Source organism: Priestia sp. FSL W8-0524 (assembly GCF_038005965.1).
Classification (GTDB): Bacteria; Bacillota; Bacilli; order Bacillales; family Bacillaceae_H; genus Priestia; species Priestia zanthoxyli.
Genome location: NZ_JBBOUG010000001.1, coordinates 2,581,801 through 2,602,289 on the forward strand (window position 1 = coordinate 2,581,801; position 20,489 = coordinate 2,602,289).

General features: G+C 39.0%; 20 protein-coding genes. 4 read left to right on the forward strand and 16 right to left on the reverse strand.

Translation table 11 applies throughout. The features are described from left to right. Window positions 1–313: 313 nt before the first annotated feature. From NST66_RS13125 to NST66_RS13145, 5 genes are all read right to left on the reverse strand, one after another. On the reverse strand, window positions 314–1,636 hold the full coding sequence (locus tag NST66_RS13125; protein ID WP_033579309.1) for an alpha-glucosidase/alpha-galactosidase: 1,323 nt from the start codon (window positions 1,634–1,636) through the stop codon (window positions 314–316). A gap of 26 nt (window positions 1,637–1,662) precedes the next feature. Next, window positions 1,663–2,493 (reverse strand): carbohydrate ABC transporter permease, encoded by an 831-nt coding sequence (locus NST66_RS13130; RefSeq protein ID WP_028412981.1) that lies wholly within the window; start codon window positions 2,491–2,493, stop codon window positions 1,663–1,665. Further along, complete coding sequence (locus NST66_RS13135; RefSeq protein ID WP_033579310.1) at window positions 2,493–3,425, reverse strand: carbohydrate ABC transporter permease; 933 nt, start codon at window positions 3,423–3,425, stop codon at window positions 2,493–2,495. Before NST66_RS13135 ends, NST66_RS13130 begins: the two co-directional genes overlap by 1 nt. Before the next feature lie 89 nt (window positions 3,426–3,514). Beyond that, on the reverse strand, window positions 3,515–4,774 hold the full coding sequence (locus NST66_RS13140; RefSeq protein WP_033579311.1) for an ABC transporter substrate-binding protein: 1,260 nt from the start codon (window positions 4,772–4,774) through the stop codon (window positions 3,515–3,517). A gap of 311 nt (window positions 4,775–5,085) precedes the next feature. Beyond that, window positions 5,086–6,120 carry a LacI family DNA-binding transcriptional regulator gene (locus NST66_RS13145; RefSeq protein ID WP_033579312.1) on the reverse strand — a complete coding sequence of 345 codons (1,035 nt, stop codon included), beginning with the start codon at window positions 6,118–6,120 and terminating at the stop codon, window positions 5,086–5,088. Between the two features lie 333 nt (window positions 6,121–6,453). Between NST66_RS13145 and NST66_RS13150 the strand changes: the two genes are divergently transcribed. Continuing rightward, complete coding sequence (locus NST66_RS13150) at window positions 6,454–7,209, forward strand: hypothetical protein (RefSeq protein WP_033579313.1); 756 nt, start codon at window positions 6,454–6,456, stop codon at window positions 7,207–7,209. Window positions 7,210–7,274: 65 nt separating this feature from the next. After that, window positions 7,275–8,054 (forward strand): class I SAM-dependent methyltransferase, encoded by a 780-nt coding sequence (locus NST66_RS13155; RefSeq protein WP_033579314.1) that lies wholly within the window; start codon window positions 7,275–7,277, stop codon window positions 8,052–8,054. A 55-nt stretch (window positions 8,055–8,109) separates the two neighbouring features. Here the strand turns inward: NST66_RS13155 and NST66_RS13160 are convergent, their stop codons facing one another. The 8 genes from NST66_RS13160 to NST66_RS13195 form a co-directional block, all read right to left on the reverse strand. After that, complete coding sequence (locus NST66_RS13160) at window positions 8,110–8,325, reverse strand: DUF3951 domain-containing protein (protein WP_033579315.1); 216 nt, start codon at window positions 8,323–8,325, stop codon at window positions 8,110–8,112. 76 nt (window positions 8,326–8,401) lie between these two features. Next, the gene (locus tag NST66_RS13165) at window positions 8,402–8,857 is read right to left on the reverse strand and encodes a GNAT family N-acetyltransferase (RefSeq protein WP_033579316.1); all 456 of its coding nucleotides are present in this window, start codon (window positions 8,855–8,857) and stop codon (window positions 8,402–8,404) included. 19 nt (window positions 8,858–8,876) lie between these two features. Then, complete coding sequence (locus tag NST66_RS13170; RefSeq protein ID WP_033579317.1) at window positions 8,877–9,548, reverse strand: HAD family hydrolase; 672 nt, start codon at window positions 9,546–9,548, stop codon at window positions 8,877–8,879. Between the two features lie 134 nt (window positions 9,549–9,682). Next, entirely contained in the window at window positions 9,683–10,576 is an 894-nt protein-coding gene (locus NST66_RS13175) for an alpha/beta fold hydrolase (RefSeq protein ID WP_052191894.1), read from the reverse strand. A 325-nt stretch (window positions 10,577–10,901) separates the two neighbouring features. Continuing rightward, a complete protein-coding gene (locus NST66_RS13180; RefSeq protein WP_033579319.1) occupies window positions 10,902–12,038 on the reverse strand; it encodes a glycerate kinase in 1,137 nt (378 codons plus the stop codon). A gap of 20 nt (window positions 12,039–12,058) precedes the next feature. After that, window positions 12,059–13,327, reverse strand: a complete 1,269-nt coding sequence (locus NST66_RS13185; protein ID WP_033579320.1) for a GntP family permease — start codon at window positions 13,325–13,327, stop codon at window positions 12,059–12,061. 126 nt (window positions 13,328–13,453) lie between these two features. Continuing rightward, a complete protein-coding gene (locus NST66_RS13190; RefSeq protein WP_033579321.1) occupies window positions 13,454–14,551 on the reverse strand; it encodes a sugar diacid recognition domain-containing protein in 1,098 nt (365 codons plus the stop codon). Next, entirely contained in the window at window positions 14,548–15,936 is a 1,389-nt protein-coding gene (locus NST66_RS13195; protein ID WP_033579322.1) for a sigma-54 interaction domain-containing protein, read from the reverse strand. The genes NST66_RS13190 and NST66_RS13195 overlap by 4 nt, the downstream gene beginning before the upstream one ends. 321 nt (window positions 15,937–16,257) lie before the next feature. On the opposite strand from NST66_RS13195, the gene ahlS reads away from it, so the two are divergent. Both ahlS and NST66_RS13205 read left to right on the forward strand, forming a co-directional pair. Continuing rightward, on the forward strand, window positions 16,258–17,106 hold the full coding sequence (gene ahlS / locus NST66_RS13200) for an AhlS family quorum-quenching N-acyl homoserine lactonase (protein WP_033579323.1): 849 nt from the start codon (window positions 16,258–16,260) through the stop codon (window positions 17,104–17,106). Between the two features lie 54 nt (window positions 17,107–17,160). Next, a complete protein-coding gene (locus tag NST66_RS13205; RefSeq protein ID WP_033579324.1) occupies window positions 17,161–18,345 on the forward strand; it encodes an iron-containing alcohol dehydrogenase in 1,185 nt (394 codons plus the stop codon). Window positions 18,346–18,377: 32 nt separating this feature from the next. Here the strand turns inward: NST66_RS13205 and NST66_RS13210 are convergent, their stop codons facing one another. The 3 genes from NST66_RS13210 to NST66_RS13220 all read right to left on the reverse strand — a co-directional run bounded on the left by NST66_RS13210 (window position 18,378) and on the right by NST66_RS13220 (window position 20,418). Beyond that, window positions 18,378–18,725: a DUF805 domain-containing protein gene (locus NST66_RS13210; protein ID WP_033579325.1), complete on the reverse strand. Its 348-nt coding sequence runs from the start codon at window positions 18,723–18,725 to the stop codon at window positions 18,378–18,380. A gap of 160 nt (window positions 18,726–18,885) precedes the next feature. Continuing rightward, complete coding sequence (locus NST66_RS13215; protein WP_340843415.1) at window positions 18,886–19,887, reverse strand: DUF3231 family protein; 1,002 nt, start codon at window positions 19,885–19,887, stop codon at window positions 18,886–18,888. A 252-nt stretch (window positions 19,888–20,139) separates the two neighbouring features. Then, window positions 20,140–20,418 (reverse strand): hypothetical protein, encoded by a 279-nt coding sequence (locus NST66_RS13220; protein ID WP_033579327.1) that lies wholly within the window; start codon window positions 20,416–20,418, stop codon window positions 20,140–20,142. Window positions 20,419–20,489: the final 71 nt, after the last annotated feature.

Below are 20,489 nucleotides of genomic sequence, written 5' to 3' on the forward strand. Positions count from 1 at the left end.
TATGCACCCTTTTTATAGAGTAAAAAAAGGGAGAAATCACTTCATATAAGACATATAGAAATGGCACCTAAAAATGTACAGACTAATCCTATCTAGACAAATGTTCATTTAAAATAAAGTTTTAAAAGAATGTCTAAAAAAATAGGATTACTTATCCATTGTCTACGGTACCTTTCCTTTCTTAGTATAAAACGACTTGCTTCTTACAGTGTATGACGAACATTTTTAAATGTCAATATCGATTTGGATGATATTCCCTTCTTTTCCTAAGTACAAAAAAATCCTCAGCTGATCTCAGCCGAGGATTCTTTTATTACACGTATTGATTCACTTTCCCTGTAAAATCAGGCAGCCACTCGCCGTGTGCTTCAATTAAATCATCGCACATACGAATGATGTCATCCATGGATAATTCCGCATTTGTATGAGGATCTAGCATCGCTGCTTGATAGATGTGCTCTCTTTTTCTAGTGACAGCTGCTTCAATAGTTAATAATTGCGTATTAATATTCGTGCGATTTAACGCCGCAAGCTGCTCTGGTAAATCTCCTACATAAGTCGGCATAATACCGCTTCGGTCTACAACACATGGCACTTCTACACACGCTTTTGTCGGCAGGTTACTAATTAAGCCTCCGGTATTTAATACGTTACCGGCAAATTTAAACGGCACGTTTGTCTCCATTGCTTCAATGATTCTAGAGCCGTACTCATGTGAACGTGTATGAGTTAACTGACTGTTGTTAACCATTTCTTCTCTCATGGATTCCCAATTGTTGATTTGCTCTTCGCATCGGCGCGGATATTCATCAAGAGGGATGTTAAACTGATCAACAAGATTTGGATATTTATGTTTAATAAAGTATGGATGATATTCTGCGTTATGCTCAGACGATTCGGTAATATAATAACCGAACTTATCCATTAGCTCAAAACGCACCATATCATGATGCTTTGTTCTTTGTTTTTCTTTTGCCAGACGCTTGATTTCTGGGTATAAGTCTTGTCCATCTCTTTTTACTTCTAGCAGCCATGCCATATGGTTAATGCCTGCGATTTTCTCTTGTATTCCTTCATGATCCATTCCGAGAGAATCAAATAAATCTTTTGTACATACTTGAACACTGTGACAAAGGCCTACCGTCTTTACATTTGTATAGCGCAGCATTGCACCCGTTAGTGTTGCCATTGGATTGGTGTAATTTAAAAACAGCGCATCCGGACATACTTCTTCAATATCTTTTGCAAAATCAAACAGCACTGGAATCGTGCGCAGTGATCTGAAGATTCCTCCAATTCCTACTGTATCTCCAATCGTCTGACGCAAGCCGTATTTTTTAGGAATTTCAAAATCAATGACGGTGCTTGGTTTGTAACCGCCTACTTGAATGGCGTTAATCACATACTTCGCTCCTGTTAAAGCTTCTCTGCGGTTCAAATAGGCTTTAACCGTAATATTCACTTTATAGTTTTCTTTTAGATTGTTTAGCATATTTTCCGAATCTCTTAAACGCTCAGCATCTATATCGTATAGCGCAAATTCAAAGCCAGCTAAAGCAGGCACAAACATGCAGTCTCCTAAAATATTTTTTGCAAAAACTGTACTTCCCGCTCCGATAAATGTGATTTTAGACATTGTCATCTTCCTTCCTCGTATTGGTTTTATCCTTTTACAGATCCTGATGAAAGCCCTGCAATAAAGTATTTTTGTAGCACTAAAAATAAAATGGTCATTGGAAGCATCGCAATAATCGCAGCGGCTCCTACTAAGCTAAGATTATTTTGATTTTCGGCAAAAAAGCTTGCTAACGTAACGGTTAATGTATGCATTTCCTTATCTTGAAGGAAGAAAATTGCAAACTGATAGTCGTTCCAAATATAGACGCTTGCAATAATTAAAATAGACGCAGTGACAGGCTTTAGCAGCGGAAATACGATTTTAAAGAAAATCGTTAACGTGCCGGCCCCGTCGATTCTTGCTGCTTCCTCGAGCTCTTTAGAAATAGTGGAGCGAATGAAGCTCGCATATAAAAAGATCGTTAGCGGCAAAAATGCTGCGACATTATTTAAAATAGCAATTTGATACGTGTTCATCATCCCCATATTCACAACCATTTTGTACAGCGGAACTAGTGCTGTTAAAGGCGGTATTACCATCACGGCGATAAAGATAAAATAGACGTACTTATTTAGTTTCGTTTGGCGTCGCGCTAAAGGATACGCAGCCATTGATCCTAAAAAAATAAGCAGAATCGCCGAAACGAACGTAATGATAAATGTATTAACAAAAGAATTTCCTAAGTTCGCTTGCTCCCAAGCCGCTGTGAAATTTTCAAGGTGTATACTTTTTGGAAATACCCATTTTGAACTAAAATCCCCGGTTGCCTTTAAAGAAGTCGTAACTAGAATATAAAAAGGGACAATATGAACGAGCGTTATACAAAGCGCTAGAAAGGTAAAAAACCGTTTTTTCCGTTTATTTGTATAGTCCATCACGCTTCTGTCTCCTTTCGCTTAAAGTACACAAGTGCTGATAAGCTAATGACTAAGATAATGAGCGCCATGCACACACCTTGAGTTGCAGCATAGCCGGCGTCCTGTCTTCTAAAATATAAATCATACATAAAAGTAGACATTGACTGCGATGCATCTCCAGGTCCTCCTCCTGTCAGCGCAACAATGACGTCAAACAGTTTTAAACCTCCGATAATATTTAAAACGACGTTAATTGTAATCGAAGGCATAAGCAGTGGAAGCGTGATGTTTTTAAACTGCTGAAGAGCCGATGCTCCGTCAAGCTGCGCCGCCTCGTAATAATCTTTTGAAATACTTTGCAGCCCCGCTAAATAAATAATCATCGCAATTCCAACGAATTGATACGTATTGACGAACACAATAATCCAAGAGTTAAGCTCCGGGGTCCCCAAAGCATTAATCTTCTCAAAGCCTAAAAATACAAGAAGGTCATTTAAAGCGCCTCCTTGGTAGGCAAAAAAGAAGTACCAGATATACCCCATAATAATTGGGCTGATAATAACTGGAAGGTAGACAATTGTTCTTGTTACAGCTTTCATTTTAATGCTTTGATTGAGAAGCAAAGCATACAACAAGCCAATAATGTTTTGGAAAATTGTACTGCCTATTCCGTAGAGCAGCGTATTTTTTATCACAAGCCAAGTCGTTGGGTCTGCAAGCAAACGTTTATACTGCTGGAGCCCAATCCAATCGTATGTTTGTGAAAATCCATTCCAATTAGTAAAGGAAAGTCTAATTCCGTTAATAAAAGGATAGATAATAAAAACGGTGATAATTACTAAGCCGGGAAGGTACATCCACCATAAAGAAGACTCTGTTTTTAATTTTTTCTTTCGTTTTTCCGTATCTCTTACTACGGAAACCGACTCTTTCCTGACTATTTCATTCATCGTGTTCACTCCTATTTCAGCTTGTGTTGAAAAGAAGCAGAAGCCTATCTCCCTGCTTCTTAGCGAACAAGGAACTTTTGCACACTATTTTATTGTTTACTGAGACGCTTGTACTCTTTTTCCATCTCTTTTGATAATTGCTTTGGCGTTAAACTTCCCGCTAACAATTCTTGACCTGTAGAAGACATCACTGCCCACATACCGCTCGGTAAATACTTTCGGTCGAAGTATGGCTCAACTTTAATATCGCTATACTTATCGTAGTATTCAGAGTAGTAGTTTTGGGTTTTATTGTTTGTCAGAGCCGATGCTGAAGACGTTCCTTCGGCAATCTTTTTGGCAACTTCCGGCTGTGACACAAATTCAATAAATTTCTTAGCTTCTTTAAGGTGCTTAGAATCCTTCCACGCAGCAAGGGTAAAGCGCTCTCCGCCAATCCAGCTTTGCGTGCCTCCTTTATGAATAGCAGGCACCGGTACCGTTCCTACTTTTACTTCAGGATTTAATTCAGTTGCATCCGGTCCAAGAGATCCGCCTACAAATGTAAAAGCAATTTTATTTTGAGCCATTAATTCCGTTGCTTGAGATACTTTTGCGGTTAATACATCTTCATTCAGCAGCCCTTTTTTCTTCATTTTTGCCATTGTTTCCGCTAGAGGCGTATAGTTTGACCAATTGAATGTCCCTTTTTCCAACTGCTTAGCATAGTTCTTATTTTTTGCTGTAATAAGCTGAGGTGTAGCCAGCTGATCAAACACTTGAGCAATATTGCCATTTTCCCCTCCTGGGATCCATAGAGGCGCTACTTCTCCTTTGCTTTTCTTTTTTACTGTTTCTAACGCTGTTATAAATTCATCCATTGTGTTAGGAGGCTTTATTCCGTATTTTTCTAACAGCGTCGCATTATAGCTAATTCCGTCTTTTGCTTGATTTAAAGGATACGCATACACTTTGCCGCTTTTATCTTTTAAAATTTGATTTAGCGCCGGATCCAAATGCTGAACCCAATCCATATCTTTTAAATCTGCTACATACTCCCCGTAGCGAAGCTGAGACCAGCCGTGCGTATCAAATAAATCAGGCATATCATTTGCACCCATTTTCACACGAAGCATATCTTCATAGCCGTTACCCGGAAAATTCGCATCAATTTTAATATCTGGATTTTGTTTTTCAAATTCTGTAATCGCGTTTTGAAGCGCTTTTCTCTCGCCTTTATTACTCATCGTAGAAAAAAGCGTTAGCGTTGTTTTCCCATTTCCGCCTGTTGCCGCTTCTTTATTTCCGCAGCCCGCTGCCACAACAGAAAAGACTAGTAATAGAACAAAAAGATACGTAAGCTTTTTCATTTATCTTTTTTCCTCCTTATACTCTATCAAGACACAAATAACTGAATATTCAGTTATTTGTACATAGACAAATTCATTGCACAACGAAATAAAGTCACTTATAATTTAATCCTATACTTTTACAAAGGTTCAAAGAGTCCTAGAAATGAAAAAGCTTTTTCATCTACATATTTATCTGCCAATAAGTATGTAGTTTCTAGGGCTTTTTAACCTGCCTTTTTTATGATTTTTTCTATTTTTCTTCCCCCTTATCACTCTTTATGTATGAATTCTGCTTTTCTATCACCCCCTTTCAAGTTATAACTTTTAGGTTACTGCTTCTTGAGCAAAGCTCCGCAGCTTTCACGGTAAATTAGTTTGGTCGGCACCATGACTTTTAAAGGAATGGACCTGCCGCTTAACCGATCTACTAGCATTTTAACAGCCTGCCTTCCCATTTCTTCGGTATATACTTTAACTGTGGTGAGCGGCGTGCTCGCAAATGCTGCGACATCCACATCATCAAAGCTTACAATCGCTACGTCTTCAGGAACCTTTATATTTGATTGCTGCAGGGCACGCATCGCTCCTATCGCCATTGCATCACTTGCGATAAAAAATGCCTCAGGAAGATTTCCTTGCTTAATCGCTTGTCCCATCAGCTCATATCCTTCATTCATTGAATATTCGCCGACATAAACTTTCTCAGAATCGAACAGGCCTTTTTCATGCATAACGCGTTCAAAAACCGTTTGACGCTGATCTTCAATAATAGAACTTCCATTGATATAATGTTCTCTTTCTGTCCCTCCGATATAGCCAATTCTTTTATAACCGAGGTCAAATAAATGATTTAATGCATGTTTAGTAGCTTTCTCAAAATCAATCATGACCGAATCGTACAAATCCTCATCCGCTTTGTGATTGATAAAAACAATAGTATCTAAATGATTGCTCACTTCTTGAACCGTTTCTGGACTAACTCTTCCCACTACAATTACTCCATCAAGATCCTGCAGCAGCTCTTCTTGCTTCATGCCTTTTAGTCTAAATGACTTTACTGTAAAAATTTCTTTTTCTGCGCATTCACTCTCTATTCCATGGCGAATAGAAGAGAAAAAAGGGTCTACTAACTCTTCTTCAAGGGATTGAGCAAAAATGATACCTATCCTTGGAGCTTCTATGTCTTTTCCGTTTGCCGTTCCTTTTCGTATCTTCACGGGCGTATATTGCAGCTCCTTGGCTGCATGAAGAATGCGCTCACGAGTAAGCTCAGATACAGAAAGCGTATGATCATTATTTAGTACTCTGGATACGGTTGAACTGGAAACATTAGCGTACGCCGCTATATCTTTTAAAGTTGCCATCTTTTTACCTCTCTATTGTAATCTTCTATTTTTACTAAATATTTATCTCTTATATTGGAAGAATAGCACATTAATAAAACGCTTTCAATAAATAATTTTAAAATTTCAGTAAATTTATTAAAATATTCTCCAAAATTCTTCATTTCTTTTGCTAGTTCCGCCGTTAAAATGACAAAACCACTGCTATTACTACTTTATTTTTATCACACTGCACTAAAACTTAAGTAAACTTTTAGTAAATATTAATTTTCGTAAGAATTTGTTCATATTTGATATAAAACGGTTTGTTGGGGAAAATAAAAGGAGAAATACTGATAAGGAAAGAGAGAGCATATGATTAGCCAATATTCTTATTTTCAACAATGTCTGCCCGTCCTTCAACAATTACATAATATGAATTTCACGAAAGAACAGCTGTTGCAAAAAGACGTTTTAATCGGTCAAGAAAAGGAACTAAGCATGTACTACTCACCCCATAACGATTACATAAATCCAGAAGCTCATATTATTATTGCCGGCATCACACCGGGCTGGTTTCAAATGAAAACCGCTTTTAAACAATGCGTTTCCAGCCTGTCCCATCATCATCCGCTTGAACAAGTACTGTACGAAACAAAAAAAGCCGCTAGCTTTAGCGGAACGATGAGAGTAAATTTAATAGACATGTTAGACAGGTGCGGCGTTCAAAAAGCGATCGGTATGGACAGTGCCGCTGAGTTATTTGTTTCACAGCGTGATATGCTGCATACAACTTCTGTACTGAAATATCCCGTGTTTTATAAAGGAAAAAACTATACGGGCCATCAGCCGCCAATTGAACGATCAGCGCTTCTTTCACACTATGCTTTTGAAGTGTTTCCACAGGAATTGAACGAAATAAAGAATCCATGCTTAATCATTCCGCTAGGAAAAGCAGTTGAAAATGTTTTAAGAAAACTTTCGCGTGAACCTTCGTTTTCTCGGCATACGTATTTATTTGGCTTTCCTCATCCATCCGGAGCAAACGGACATCGAAAACGGATATTTGAAGAACACCTAGGTGGATTTACAGAAATTGTGGAGGGGTGGGCTGTAAAAAGAAAGAGCTGAAACTAGTTTCAGCTCTTTTTTTGCTATAATTATGTAAAAATACACCTACACGGAGGTCCGCTTTTATGTTAACAAATTTAGAAGAATATAATAACCCTCTTTTATACGACGATGAAAATGAGCAGTATACAGAAGACGTTGCTTTTTTACTAACAGAAGCAGCTAAGGAAAGCGGAATAATCCTTGACTTAGCTTGTGGTACAGGACGTGCGACTATTCCATTAGCAAAAGCGGGACATTCATTGATTGGAGTAGATATTCACCCATCCATGCTGCAAGAAGCACAAAAGAAAGCAGAGGCTTTAAAGCTATCTGTTAATTGGGTAGAACAAGACTGTACCAAACTCGACTTAAAAATAAAAAGCAACTTTATTTATATCGTAGGAAATTCATTTCAGCATTTTCTAACAAATGAGGAGCAGCATGTTTTTTTAAGCGGCGTTCATACGCATTTGAACGAAGGTGGAACCTTTATTGTTGGAATACGTTTTCCTTCTATAGAAGAGCTAACATCAACAGAAGCAGAAGAATATTGGAAAAGCTACCAAGATCCTGACACTCGATATACAACAGACGTCTACATAAGCAGCCACTATGATGCCATCAAACAAATTCAGCATAACCTCACAACTAGAAAGATAAGAGATCACGAAACAATCATAAAAGAAATAACATCGAAAATAGATTTACGCTACACGTTCCCGAAAGAAATGGAACATCTTTTAACACGTAGCGGATTTATGATTACGCACGTCTACGGAGATTGGAAAAAGAGCGCTTTGACCAACCAAAGCACTCAAATGATTTACGTTTGTAAAAAACAAAGAGTCAATTCCACTCCTTAACACGGTTTATAGCCTGTTTATTTCTAGTATTACAAAGAAGGATGCACATATCACCTTAGCTTTTTCTTCTTTTGGCATCTCCTTCTTTTTCTTCTATTTCTCGTTCATTTTGTTCTTCGTGAAACTCTTCTTCTGTTTGTGCAGCAAGATAATCAAACGGCGTATAGTAATTACGGGGAAGCTTTCGATGCCACACCGTTTTAATCATAATAATCATCAACGGAATACTCACCGTTAAAATAGCGACTAAAACTAGTAGCGAAAAAATCATAAATTATTTCCTCCTGCTTTATGAAGCCTGCCTCTTAAAATAACAAAGCGGATATCCTACACCCATTCACTTATATTCAATCTACATTTACTGTCATCAGTATACGAGATTCATGAGTAACAAAACCGTTCTTTTCAAAAAAACGTTCTGGTTTGCCTTGGCCTCTTTCAGTAGACACATAGACTTCTTTCACTTCTTTTTGTATAAGTAACTCGTTAAGGAAAGATAAAAGACTCGTTCCTATGCCAGTTTGCTGAGTGCTGCTTAACACACAAATTTCATTTATATAAAACGTCTTATAGTTCGCCCACTGTTCTTCATTTCCTACTATAAATCCTATGAGTTTATTATTTTCACTATGAAAGAAACCTATCCCTATGTAACCTGGAGTTTTACTGATATCGTATAAACGAGCATAAGCAGTGTTTATACTCCAAGGCTCATTCCACGGTGACCCACTAAAAACATTTGTATAGATGATTGCTGCTTCTTTAAGATCTTCATCAGTCAATAGACGAACTTCGGTTTTCATCGTGTTTCTCCTTTTCACATCAGCATTCTTGAAACTCATTAATAACGTTTAATACCTCTTTTAAATTCTCTATTACATACGAATCTTTGAAACTTCCGTCAAAGAAAGCGTCTTTTTTCCATACAGCATGCATGCCCGCGCCTCTTGCGCCAAGCACATCATTTTCTGGATGATCCCCGATATATACACTTTCTTCAGCCGACACATCAAGCGCTTTTAACGCTCGCAAAAAGATATCTTTATGCGGTTTTTTAATGCCTTCTTGCTCGGAAACGAGTATAGTATCAAAATAGTGATCAATTCTAAGCGCCTTAATATTCATCCACTGAAAGTCCGTAAAACCATTTGTGATCATGCCTAGCAACAACCCTTTTTTCTTTAGCTCTTTTAGTACATGCTCCATATGTAAAAACGGAACGCAGTGAGCTGGAAAATAGTGAAGGTAATCATCTAGCATCTCTTCCCACGTCAGATTCGAAAGATCATATTCGTTCAAAAGCTGCTGATATACTTTGTCTTTCCATACGTAGCCTTTTTGATCCAGCTCGATAAATCTAGATATGTATTTCTGCTTCGGTATGTGTGCTAGCTCTTTACTATAACGCTCATACTGATCTTGAATAAAATGTTTTAACGAACTGTCTCGGTCTAATAGTGTCCCATCTAAATCAAAAATAACGGCTTTAATCATAATTTGCCTCCTCTATATATAAATCATTCCATCGATTGGTTAATTATAACATTTATATCTAGACAGCTAACTGGATTTGATTCTTTCCTATAAAAAAGGAGACCCCTGGTTCGGACTCCTTTTTCTTAAAACCTTTATTTCTTTGTACTTGAATTAATAGATGTATCTATAAAATCATTCACATATTTGCTCATTTCTCTGTACTTCGTCCAGTGTAAATAGTGATGACCTTGTAAAACAACTAGTTTTTGCGACGATACGTGACTTAATTGATCTTGATAAAACGTGATATTCGATTTTCCTTCTTTTGCTTCTTTATCTATTTTTCTAGTAAAAATCATTACAGGAATCTTTGAAGGAAACGACATATCGAGAGTTTTATTTATATTGTTGTTCAGCTCTTTTGCTTCATCAATGACGTTTTTGTTGTAGCCTTTCCAGCTGGAGATTGCTTTTGTCATTTTTAAATTTTTTGCTGTATACGTTCCTTCTTCGGCTAGCGGTAGATACTGATTAGGACTAGTAAGCAGGGCTAATCGCGCAAGTCCACTTGGCGCTAAAACACTCATTAAACTTGGTATATTCGGCGTTTCTTCTTTAAAATAATCCAGCGCTTTTGGCAACGTAGGGTCTATTCCAATAATTGCTTTTACTTCATCTGGATATTTATTAGCGTAATACATGCTGTACACGCCAGAAACTGAATGCGGCATTAATATATACGGACCCTTTATATTCGATTTTTGCAAAGCTTCTCTCATTTCGCTTACACTATTTTCTACCGTACGTTTTTTATTCGTAGTGTCACTCCATCCGTATCCAAATGGTTCTACTACCACAACTTTATTATCCTTCGACAGTTCATTTACTAACGGTTCAAAATCCAGTGCAGGCGCAGTCGTTCCTAGGCCGGTTAGTAGTACAATCGTATTTTCCCCTTTACCTTTTGTATATACATGAATATCTCTGCCATCAACCTCTACTAATTGACCAATAGGCGGGTACTTTTTCTTTTCTACTGCCGTCATTACTTGATTCGTTACACTCCATATGATGCATACCCCCAATATAGCTACTATCACGTTTCGTAGAATCCTCAAGAACCTAAACTTTTTTTGCACGTTTACTTCTCCTTTCCGTAAGTAGCAATTAACAAGCAGATGCCAACCCTAGTGACTCTTTGTGACTGCTTACTTACTAAGACGCTTCAGAAAACATTTAGTTCTATTTCCTATATAAAATTTAAAAGAATGATAGCAGCTTACTTCAGCACTAAACGAAAAAAAGGCCTCTTCTTATGGAAGAGACCTTTTACTATTTATTAAAAAGAGAACAATAAAAACTGTATCTCCTTCACTTGATGCCTAAGCGTATAACTGACGCTACGTTTTTAGCCGTTCTTTCAATATTTTCATCAGCTTTTTCTAGCGCTTCCTGAAGAGACACTGCCCCGGGCACGACGCTGAATAAAGCAGAAATACCATGTTCATACACAGCTTCACTTCCCGCTCCAATGCTCCCTGCTATCGCTATCACCGGAACGCTATGCTTTTTTGCTGTTTTGGCTACGCCAATGGGTGTTTTTCCGTAAATGGTTTGTCCATCTATTTTTCCTTCACCGGTAATGACAAGATCGGCATTTTTAATATAGCTTTCTAGCTGAGTTGCTTTAATGACGATGTCTACACCTGGCTTTAACTCCGCAGATAAAAATGCCAGCAGGCCGCCTCCTAGTCCTCCTGCCGCTCCGGCACCAGGAATACTTTGAATATGAATACCCATTTCTTTTCCAACAATCGCTGCGTAATGAGCTAAATTACGGTCAAGCTGTTTAACCATATCAGGAGTCGCACCTTTTTGAGGACCAAACACAGCGGATGCTCCGGTGTCACCCGTTAACGGATTGTCTACGTCGCACGCCACTTCTACTTTGACTTCAGCAAGCCGAGAATCCAAGTTTGTCAGATCGATAGAGGCTAACTGAGCTAAACTGCCTCCTCCTTCTTTTATTTCTGCTCCGTTAGCATCAAGAAGCTTTGCCCCTAAAGCTTTTGCCATACCGGTTCCTCCATCATTTGTAGCACTTCCTCCAATGCCAATGATGATATGCTTTACTTTGTGATCTAACGCTTTAAGAATGAGCTCGCCGGTTCCTCGCGTTGTTGTGATAAGCGGGTTTCGTTTATCGACAGGGACATGATGAAGACCTGAAGCGGCTGCCATTTCAATAACAGCCGTGTTGCCGTCTCCAAGAATTCCGTAAAAAGCTTCAACCTCTTTACCTAAAGGTCCTGTTACTCGCACTTGTATAATATCTCCACCCGTTGCGTCTACAAGCGACTGAACAGTTCCTTCTCCTCCATCTGCCATAGGTACTTTACTAATCTCCGCGTCTGGAAAATGAGCTTTTATTCCTTTTTCAACCGCTTCACAAACATGCAGAGCCGTTAAGCTTTCTTTAAATGAATCCGGTGCAATCACAATTTTCATAGAAACACTCCTTTTTGTTTTTACCCGTATAGCTTTAATACACCAAATATAAGCGTGGATACAATTGCCATAATGAGTCCAATCAGCGATTCATAAGGGATTAATTTTAAACGTTCTTTTATTTTCATATTTACACTTCCGCCCGTTGCGTGGAAAAAGCTTCCGTGCGGAAGGTGATCAAGTACGGTCGCTCCGGCATGAACCATAGCAGCTCCGGCTAAAGCAGAAACGCCTAGCTCTAAAATCGTCGATCCAAAAACTTGGCTTGCGACTGCTGTTCCTGCCGTTGTCGAAGCCGTTGCGGCTGACATAAAAATACCTGAAACCGGTGCTAAAACATAAGCAGGCAACCCAATGGCAGACAAGCCTTGAATGATCACGTCTTTTAGCTGAGAGTTAGCAATGATTCCTGCTAATGTCCCCGTTCCAAGCAGCATAATGGCTACACCTGACATTTTCCCTAACCCTGAAATAGCGTATGTATTAAGCTGTTTTCCTTTTTTCATCACAATGGCACCAACAATCCCTCCTGCAGGAAGAGCAACCATCGGATCAACATTAATATCAAAAAGCGGACGCAGCGCCAGCAGGACGATGGTAACGATTGGCGCTATGATGGCTGTTAAAAACAGCGGCAAGCTGCTTGCATCCACTGTATCTATTTCTTCAGCTTGAACCATTGTTCCTTTTTTCACTAATCGTTTGGCTACTACATAAGTAGCTGCTACGCCGAATATAGCGGGAATAATCCCTGCGGCCATTACGGATGTAAGCGGAATATTAAATGCATCTGAAGCAGCAATGGCGTTAGGATTAGGAGACATTAAATTCCCTGCCTTTCCTCCTCCGATCATTGCTAGTAAAATAGCAGGCTTTGACATACCCGTACGTTTCGCAATAGCTAAAGCAATAGGCGCCACTGTGATCACAGCCACATCAACAAACACGCCTACTGTCGTAAGAATAAGTGTGGCTAGCACTAGAGCTAAAAGTGCTTTTGTTTCCCCGAGTTTTTTTACAATGGTTTCTGCTATAACCGCTGCAGCACCTGATTCTATTAATACCCCGGCCAATACCCCAGCTGCAAGAATCCGCAGCACTGCGGGAATGATGCCTTGCGCTCCTTCAATCATTAAAGTAACGGTATCAGCAATATTAACTCCGCCAATCAGTCCTCCTATTAAAGCTCCGGCTATCATTCCGTATGCAGGAGCCACTTTCTTTAAAATTAATATAATGGCAATTACTAATGCACAAATCGCGCCTAATGCGCTTACTTGAACGTCCATAAAGCATCCCCTTTCTTGTTTCTTCTATCCCCAATTCTAATTGTAAGCGCTACCTTTAATTCTTTCATTAGTCACTTCAACAAAAAGAGACCTTGCTATCGCAAGATCTTTTATGCACGTGCACAATTATGAAATTTTAGATAGCAGTAGCGCTACATACAGTTCGAGAAGGTCTTTTACTTTCCTTGGATCTTTTCCCGTGATATCTTGAATTTTATCTAGACGGTAGCTTAGCGTATTCCGATGAATAAAAAGCTTTTTAGCTGCCGTGCTTCCTTCGCCATTTTCTTCTATGTAGATCGTTAACGTTTCGATAAGCTCTTTTTTCTTATCATATTCCTTAAGCTTTTCATAGTATTGCAACAGATCATGATTTTCTTGAAAACCGGCGCGTTGACGTAACAGTACGGGAATTTGATAATCCGAATAGCTGTAGAAATCAGCTTCTGGATGAAGCTTTGAACCAACAGCAAGCGTATCTTTCGCCTGCTGATACGATACATGAAGGCCTTTAAAGTCAGCTTGAACAGATCCTGCAGATAACTTACACACCATACCAGACGCACGAAGCTGTTTTTCCAGCTGTTCAGCATAGCTGCTAGCGCTGCCCGCTTCTATAGATTTCAATAAAACCACTCCGTCTGGAAGCATAGCGTATAGATCATTATTAGCTATGTATTTCTTTACAACCTTCATAACTTCATGGCGATTTTCAGCTTTAATAATTAGTGCCATTCTTGGAAGGTATAAGTTAATATTAAACCGATTCGCTCGTTCAAAAAATAAGGAATCCAGCGGCTCTTCTTGTTGAAGAAGCTGATGAACCACCTCTTCTTTTAATCGTTCATCCCACTGAATTTCCTCTATTAAAATCATTTCTTGAAAAATCATTTCAGCAGCCATACGCACAAGCTCTCCGTAATTACGAATCTGTTCTGGCAGTCCTGTTAATCCCACGACTCCAACAATTTCTCCGTTAAAGAAAATAGGCAAATTCACGCCCGGTTTGGCTCCGCGCAGCGAGTCAGCCTGCTGCTGAGTAATTTCGTAAGAACTGCCGCTTTTTAATACCATTAGCGCTCCTTCGTGAATTTGGTCCATTCGCTTTTTGTCACCAGAACCAATAATGACTCCTTTTTCGTTCATCACGTTAATGTTGCAATCAATAATCTCCATTGTTCTACCGACAATTTTCTGAGCTAATTCTTTTGTTACATATCTCAAGCCTGCTCCTCTCTTTCTTTACATTCCCATCTTTTTAGTTTCTTTATCAAAGTAGAATGATCGATACCTAATTCTTTCGCTGCCTGCCGGAGTGATGAACAATGTTGAATAGTTTCTTTAACGAGTCGCTGTTCAAACTGCTCCACTTTCTTTTTTAGAGGTAAATAATCACATTTTTCATCTTCATGATAAGTATGAAAAGGTAAATGATGGGCTTCAATTGTTTCTCCAGGAATAGACACAATCATATTCTCCACCATATTCCGAAGCTCTCTTACATTTCCTGGCCATTGGTAAGCTTCTAATACTTGCTTCGCTTTATTTGATATGCGCTTTTGGACGTAATACAAGCTGCAAAAGTAGGAAACATAATGATCAACCAGTAAACTGATATCCTCTTTACGTTGAGATAGAGGCGGAAGGCTGATTTCGACTACCTTTAAACGGTAGTATAAATCTTCACGAAACCTCCCCTTTTTAATAAGCTCTCCTAGATATTGATTTGTTGCCGAAATGATTCGTATATCGATACTTTTTGTTTTAGTTCCTCCAATTTTCTGTACCTGCTTTTCCTGTAACACTCGAAGCAGTTTCACTTGCAAGGAAATCGGCATTTCACCAATTTCATCAAGCATCAAGGTTCCGCCATCAGCGAGTTCTAACAGTCCTATTTTCCCTTCTGTTCGAGCGCCAGTAAAAGCTCCCTTTTCATAGCCGAACAACTCCGATTCTAGCAACGGCTCAGGAATGGCTCCGCAGTTCACTTTAATAAATGGCTGATTGTTTCTATCGCTTGAATCGTGAATAAGGTTAGCGACTACTTCTTTTCCGGATCCTGAGGGACCTGACAGAAGAATACTTGTAGGAAACGGAGCTACTCGTTTGGCTTGCTGATAAACCAAGTTCATCCTATTGCTTTGAAACACTAGGGGCTGTTCCGACCCATTCACGTTTACAGCGTATTTATTTGCATTCATATGCGAAAACTCTTGTACCTTTAAAAGCTCTTTTTTAACTGCGTTTAACTGTGTAATATCCTGTACAGTGGTCACAACGAGCTCTATTTCACCTTGTTTGTTAAACACTGGATTTCCTGTTACCATAACGTCTCTTTCGCTTGAAATGGTTTGCATAATAGAGCGCTGCTGTTTTTCTACTAACACAAGTAGGGAAACAGATTGATCAATATATCCTTCATCGATAACAGTTTGCATATGCTTTCCTAATACGTCTCGTTTATTTGTTCCTGTGATTTTTTCATAAGCTTCATTTACATATATCGTTATTCCCTTTTTATTTACTACATATATTCCGTCCGTAGAGAATTCAATGATGGCCTGTAACGTTTCGTTCGTCAAATCTTTTTTCCCTTTAAAAGAAGTCATTGTTTTGCATTCCTTTCTTATGGTGAATTCCCGCCAACATATGGTGAAACTTTTCACCACTAACCATTCAATGCACAATAGCCTTTTTCCTTCTAAAAGCGGTGAATTTTTTCAGCACTTGGTTATAAGAAGCAAGGAAAACTGCGCTAATATTTACTTTTCAAATACTGGCATAAAAATTGCAGTCTAGTATGTTGAAAGAATAGGAAAGAGTCTATCCATTTTAAAAAGGATTATTCTCTCCAGCATATAGGGTAAATGTAGTATAAAGTCATTTTGAAAACGCAAACAAAAATTCAACTACGTTTAGGAGGCTATTATATGTGTAATATTATCAAACCTAACCCAAAGCTTTATGTGATGGACAACGGCTCGATGCAAATGGATAAAAACTGGATGCTTGCAATGCATAACCCAGCAACTGTTAAGAACCCTCATGCACCTACGGAATTTGTAGAGTTTCCAATTTATACTGTATTAATTGATCATCCTGAAGGGAAAATTCTGTTTGATACAGCCTGCAACCCTGAATCAATGGGACCACAAGGGCGTTGGACTGAAGCAACTCAACAAATGTTTCCTTACTCCGCTACAGAAGAATGTTATTTACCAAATCGATTAGAACAATTAAGGGTTGACCCTAAAGAAATTAAATTTGTTGTTGCCTCCCACCTTCATCTTGATCATGCCGGCTGCTTAGAATTGTTCACTAACGCCACTGTTATCGTTCATGAAGATGAGTTAAACGGCACTCTTCAGTCTTATGCACGCAATCAAAAAGAAGGTGCTTACATTTGGGCTGACATTGACGCCTGGATAAAAAATGACCTTCGTTGGAAAACGATTAAACGAAACGAAGATACCATCAAACTGGCAGAAGGAATTAATGTCTTGAATTTTGGAAGCGGACATGCTTGGGGTATGCTTGGTCTTCATGTTCATTTGCCTGAAACAGGTGGCATTATCTTAGCATCCGATACAATCTATACAGCTGAGAGCTATGGTCCTCCTGTTAAACCACCCGGTATTATCTACGACTCTCTTGGATATGCAAACACGGTTGAACGTATACGCCGTCTAGCCTATGAAACTAATTCGCAAGTTTGGTTTGGTCACGATGCAAATCAATTTCAGCAGTTCCGCAAATCTACTGAAGGTTATTACGAATGAAATCAAGCAGCTGCTTAATATAAAAAAATTTTCTATAAATCGGAGGGCAAACAAATGACCATTTCAAAACTAGTTTTCACCCCTCTTAGCTACACAGGATGGGGATCACTTCAGCAACTGCTTCCCGAAGTAAAAAAATATGACCCTGCTCATATTTTAATCGTCACAGATCCCGTGTTAAAAGACATTGGACTTGTAGATAAAGTAAGTGCTCCTCTTATCCAAAATGGATACGAAGTAGATGTATATGCAGATACGGCACCAGAGCCGCCCTTAGCGCTTGGTGAAAAACTCGTATCTTACGCAAAAAGCCGAAAATTTGATTTAGTCATTGGAGTTGGCGGCGGCAGCGCATTAGATTTAGCAAAACTTACGGCCGTTTTAGCCGTTCATGACGGAGCTGTAGAAGAATATTTGAACTTAACTGGCACGAAACAAATTACGGAAAAAGGGCTTCCGAAAATTTTAATTCCTACGACCTCCGGCACGGGCTCAGAAGTAACGAATATTTCTGTATTATCTCTTGAAAGCAGCAAAGACGTCGTGACCCACGATCATTTGCTTGCGGACGCCGCGATTGTAGATCCCGAGCTTACGCTGAGCGTTCCTTCTAAAGTAACGGCGGCTACAGGGATTGATGCATTAACTCATGCCGTTGAGGCTTATGTATCGGTAAATGCAAATCCAGCAACGGACGCCTTAGCCCTAAAGGCTATACGCATGATCAGCTCTTCTTTAAGAGCAGCTGTAGAAGATGGCAAAGATAAAGAAGCGCGAACTCAGATGAGCTACGGAAGCTATTTAGCAGGTCTCGCTTTTTTTAACGCTGGTGTTGCTGGGGTTCATGCACTTGCATATCCGTTAGGCGGACAGTTTCACATTTCTCACGGTGAATCAAATGCCGTACTGCTTCCATACGTTATGGGCTATATCCGCAGCAGCTGCGTGACAAAAATGCGGGATATTTTTGAAGCACTAGGTGGAAACGCTACCTCTTTATCAACAGAAGAAGCTTCTTACCAGTGTGTAAAACACCTGCAGTCACTTGTCAAAGACGTCGGAATTCCTCAGACTCTTCGCGGATTTGATATTCCAGAAAGTGCCCTTCAAAAGCTGACAGAAGATGGCGTCCAGCAAAAACGAATTCTCGCTCGCAGTCCTTTGCCTCTTCGTGAAAAAGACATACGAGCTATTTACCAATCGGCTTATGATGGAGCTATAGTGGAACCTGTCCACTAAAAAACTCCCCCTTACCTAAGGGGGAGTTCTAATTATGCTGCTTTGGCCGTTGTACCAAAACGATTCTCTTTTGGATCGCTAGGCTGGCAGAATAAAACAATTAGCCAGATACTGCCGATAAGTGGAACCAATGTAATGAGCTGCCACCATCCGCTTTTTCCCGTATCGTGGAGTCTTCTTGCTCCTACCGCTAACGATGGGACTGCAACCAACAACGAATAGATAACCGGAAGAAAAAGAGGCTTATCAATAACGAACTGAAGGAACGAAAGAATAAATGAAATAACAAAGTTAACTAACACAAACATCCAGTATTCAGTTCGGCTTGCTCGACCAGAAAATACCCCGTAATTTTTTAACACCTTTATGTACCATTTCATCTGCAAAATCCTCCTTTTTTATCATATAATTGTAAATTTATAGTTTATATATCCTTTTTATTCAAAAAACAAACCGTTAAATAAACAAATAACGACATTTTTTATCCAAAAGAAAAAACTTCTTTAAAAAAAGAAGTTTTCTTAATGTATTATGCTTTTTCTATTTAATCAAATCATTTCGGTCTTCCATACTTGGCGGTTCCTCAAGCCATCCGTTTTTGGCCATGATTTTTCCCCCTTCTTGCCCGTATGTTAAAATGTCTTTAGCCGTACTGACAAGTGTAAGGGGAAGATCTCCACGCAAACTAAAGGCAGTGCCTAAAGCGTTGCTTCCCAGCCCGAAACTGCAGAATAAACTTACGCAGTACATCATCAGCTTATCTGAAAAAGGTGCTACTTTTGATTCTGTCGCTTTCGCTCCCCACGTCGCAGGCGTCTGAATATCGCTCTCCAAAAGAATCTTGCTATAATCACTTACAACTTTTTTAGCCAGCTCTTTTCCTTTTACAAAGTACTTCTTCACTTCAGGTTCATTTGCTACTTGAGCAAACCCTGTGATCATTTGCATGCCCAAAATGTTGCTTTCAATAGCGTAATAAATATGTGCTACCTCTACAGTATTTAATGCACGTTTACTCGAAAACAAATGGATTCCATTCATGTAATCTGTGCCTTCGGCAAACTTCACTGTTTTAGGTACTGAAACAGCTGGAGGTCTTGGAAGCACGTTTTTTCCCTGAAGATAATCTACACATTTGTCATAGCCACTTTGCGTGAAAGCGGTAAGCTCTTTATATAGTGAAATCATGTCTTTTCTGTAGGACATGGTTAAATGAAGCGTATGTAGCCCCATGCTAATTTCTTTTAAAAGGCGAAGAAACATAATATCAAACATCTTATCATAAAGCTTAGGAACACCGACATTTACGTCTTTTTCTGTGTATCCTACCGGTACGGCTGCCCCTTCATTCTGTAAAATTTTTTTGATATCTTCAATGTAGTTCACCACTTGCATATGCGTATCTTGCATAATTTCTTTTGCTCGGTCATCTTCTGCGTGTGCAATAAAATATTCTAAGATTCTTCGGACCATTGTCTTTTGCTGATAGGTCATCCAAAGAGTAGCAATTTCACTTGAACTTAAGGGTATTTCTTGACTCATACACTAAACCTCCTGCTAGGGATACATAGAGCTCTATTTATTCAAAAGTCGGCATCTGTACTAGTGAAGATTGTATTCTACTTTAACGTTCATTCACGTAATCAGATACAAAACTCTGTCTCTTCCTCAATTAATTCTGCTTCATTTACTATGCACAAACTGGAAGAATTCTATGTATTTCCCCTTGCTTTTAAATGGAGGAAACAAAAAAAGCCCCTTTCCATTTAAGGCGCTTTTTCAAAGAAAACGGTTTTATTCCATCGTATCAGAAATTCTTTTGTAGCTTCCGCACTTTTTTAGATATTGAATAATATCTTGATCTTTTACACGCTGGATAGCTGTTCCGAACAGTTCTGCTGCTACCTGCATGCGTTCATGTTTATGTTCAATGGTCATAATATATCGAAGCGCATCCACAACCGGTGCATTGTGACGTGTACGACGAGTTATGTACTCGTGAATGGCTTCATTTAACCCTTCCGATTCCGCTTGTTGAAACTCAGGTTTTCTTACTGCTTGACTATATACCACTTTTTTGCCACTCCTTCTCCTCATTTTTAATCATTTTTTATCTCTCTTTTATTTCCAGTTCCCTAACAAAA

Excerpts from the sequence above, each read along its gene's own strand:
- NST66_RS13125 (WP_033579309.1), bottom strand. The coding sequence starts at position 1,636 with ATGTCTAAAATCACATTTATCGGAGCGGGAAGTACAGTTTTTGCAAAA.
- NST66_RS13130 (WP_028412981.1), bottom strand. The coding sequence starts at position 2,493 with ATGGACTATACAAATAAACGGAAAAAACGGTTTTTTACCTTTCTAGCG.
- NST66_RS13135 (WP_033579310.1), bottom strand. The coding sequence starts at position 3,425 with ATGAATGAAATAGTCAGGAAAGAGTCGGTTTCCGTAGTAAGAGATACG.
- NST66_RS13140 (WP_033579311.1), bottom strand. The coding sequence starts at position 4,774 with ATGAAAAAGCTTACGTATCTTTTTGTTCTATTACTAGTCTTTTCTGTT.
- NST66_RS13145 (WP_033579312.1), bottom strand. The coding sequence starts at position 6,120 with ATGGCAACTTTAAAAGATATAGCGGCGTACGCTAATGTTTCCAGTTCA.
- NST66_RS13150 (WP_033579313.1), top strand. The coding sequence starts at position 6,454 with ATGATTAGCCAATATTCTTATTTTCAACAATGTCTGCCCGTCCTTCAA.
- NST66_RS13155 (WP_033579314.1), top strand. The coding sequence starts at position 7,275 with ATGTTAACAAATTTAGAAGAATATAATAACCCTCTTTTATACGACGAT.
- NST66_RS13160 (WP_033579315.1), bottom strand. The coding sequence starts at position 8,325 with ATGATTTTTTCGCTACTAGTTTTAGTCGCTATTTTAACGGTGAGTATT.
- NST66_RS13165 (WP_033579316.1), bottom strand. The coding sequence starts at position 8,857 with ATGAAAACCGAAGTTCGTCTATTGACTGATGAAGATCTTAAAGAAGCA.
- NST66_RS13170 (WP_033579317.1), bottom strand. The coding sequence starts at position 9,548 with ATGATTAAAGCCGTTATTTTTGATTTAGATGGGACACTATTAGACCGA.
- NST66_RS13175 (WP_052191894.1), bottom strand. The coding sequence starts at position 10,576 with ATGACGGCAGTAGAAAAGAAAAAGTACCCGCCTATTGGTCAATTAGTA.
- NST66_RS13180 (WP_033579319.1), bottom strand. The coding sequence starts at position 12,038 with ATGAAAATTGTGATTGCACCGGATTCATTTAAAGAAAGCTTAACGGCT.
- NST66_RS13185 (WP_033579320.1), bottom strand. The coding sequence starts at position 13,327 with ATGGACGTTCAAGTAAGCGCATTAGGCGCGATTTGTGCATTAGTAATT.
- NST66_RS13195 (WP_033579322.1), bottom strand. The coding sequence starts at position 15,936 with ATGACTTCTTTTAAAGGGAAAAAAGATTTGACGAACGAAACGTTACAG.
- ahlS (WP_033579323.1), top strand. The coding sequence starts at position 16,258 with ATGTGTAATATTATCAAACCTAACCCAAAGCTTTATGTGATGGACAAC.
- NST66_RS13205 (WP_033579324.1), top strand. The coding sequence starts at position 17,161 with ATGACCATTTCAAAACTAGTTTTCACCCCTCTTAGCTACACAGGATGG.
- NST66_RS13210 (WP_033579325.1), bottom strand. The coding sequence starts at position 18,725 with ATGAAATGGTACATAAAGGTGTTAAAAAATTACGGGGTATTTTCTGGT.
- NST66_RS13215 (WP_340843415.1), bottom strand. The coding sequence starts at position 19,887 with ATGAGTCAAGAAATACCCTTAAGTTCAAGTGAAATTGCTACTCTTTGG.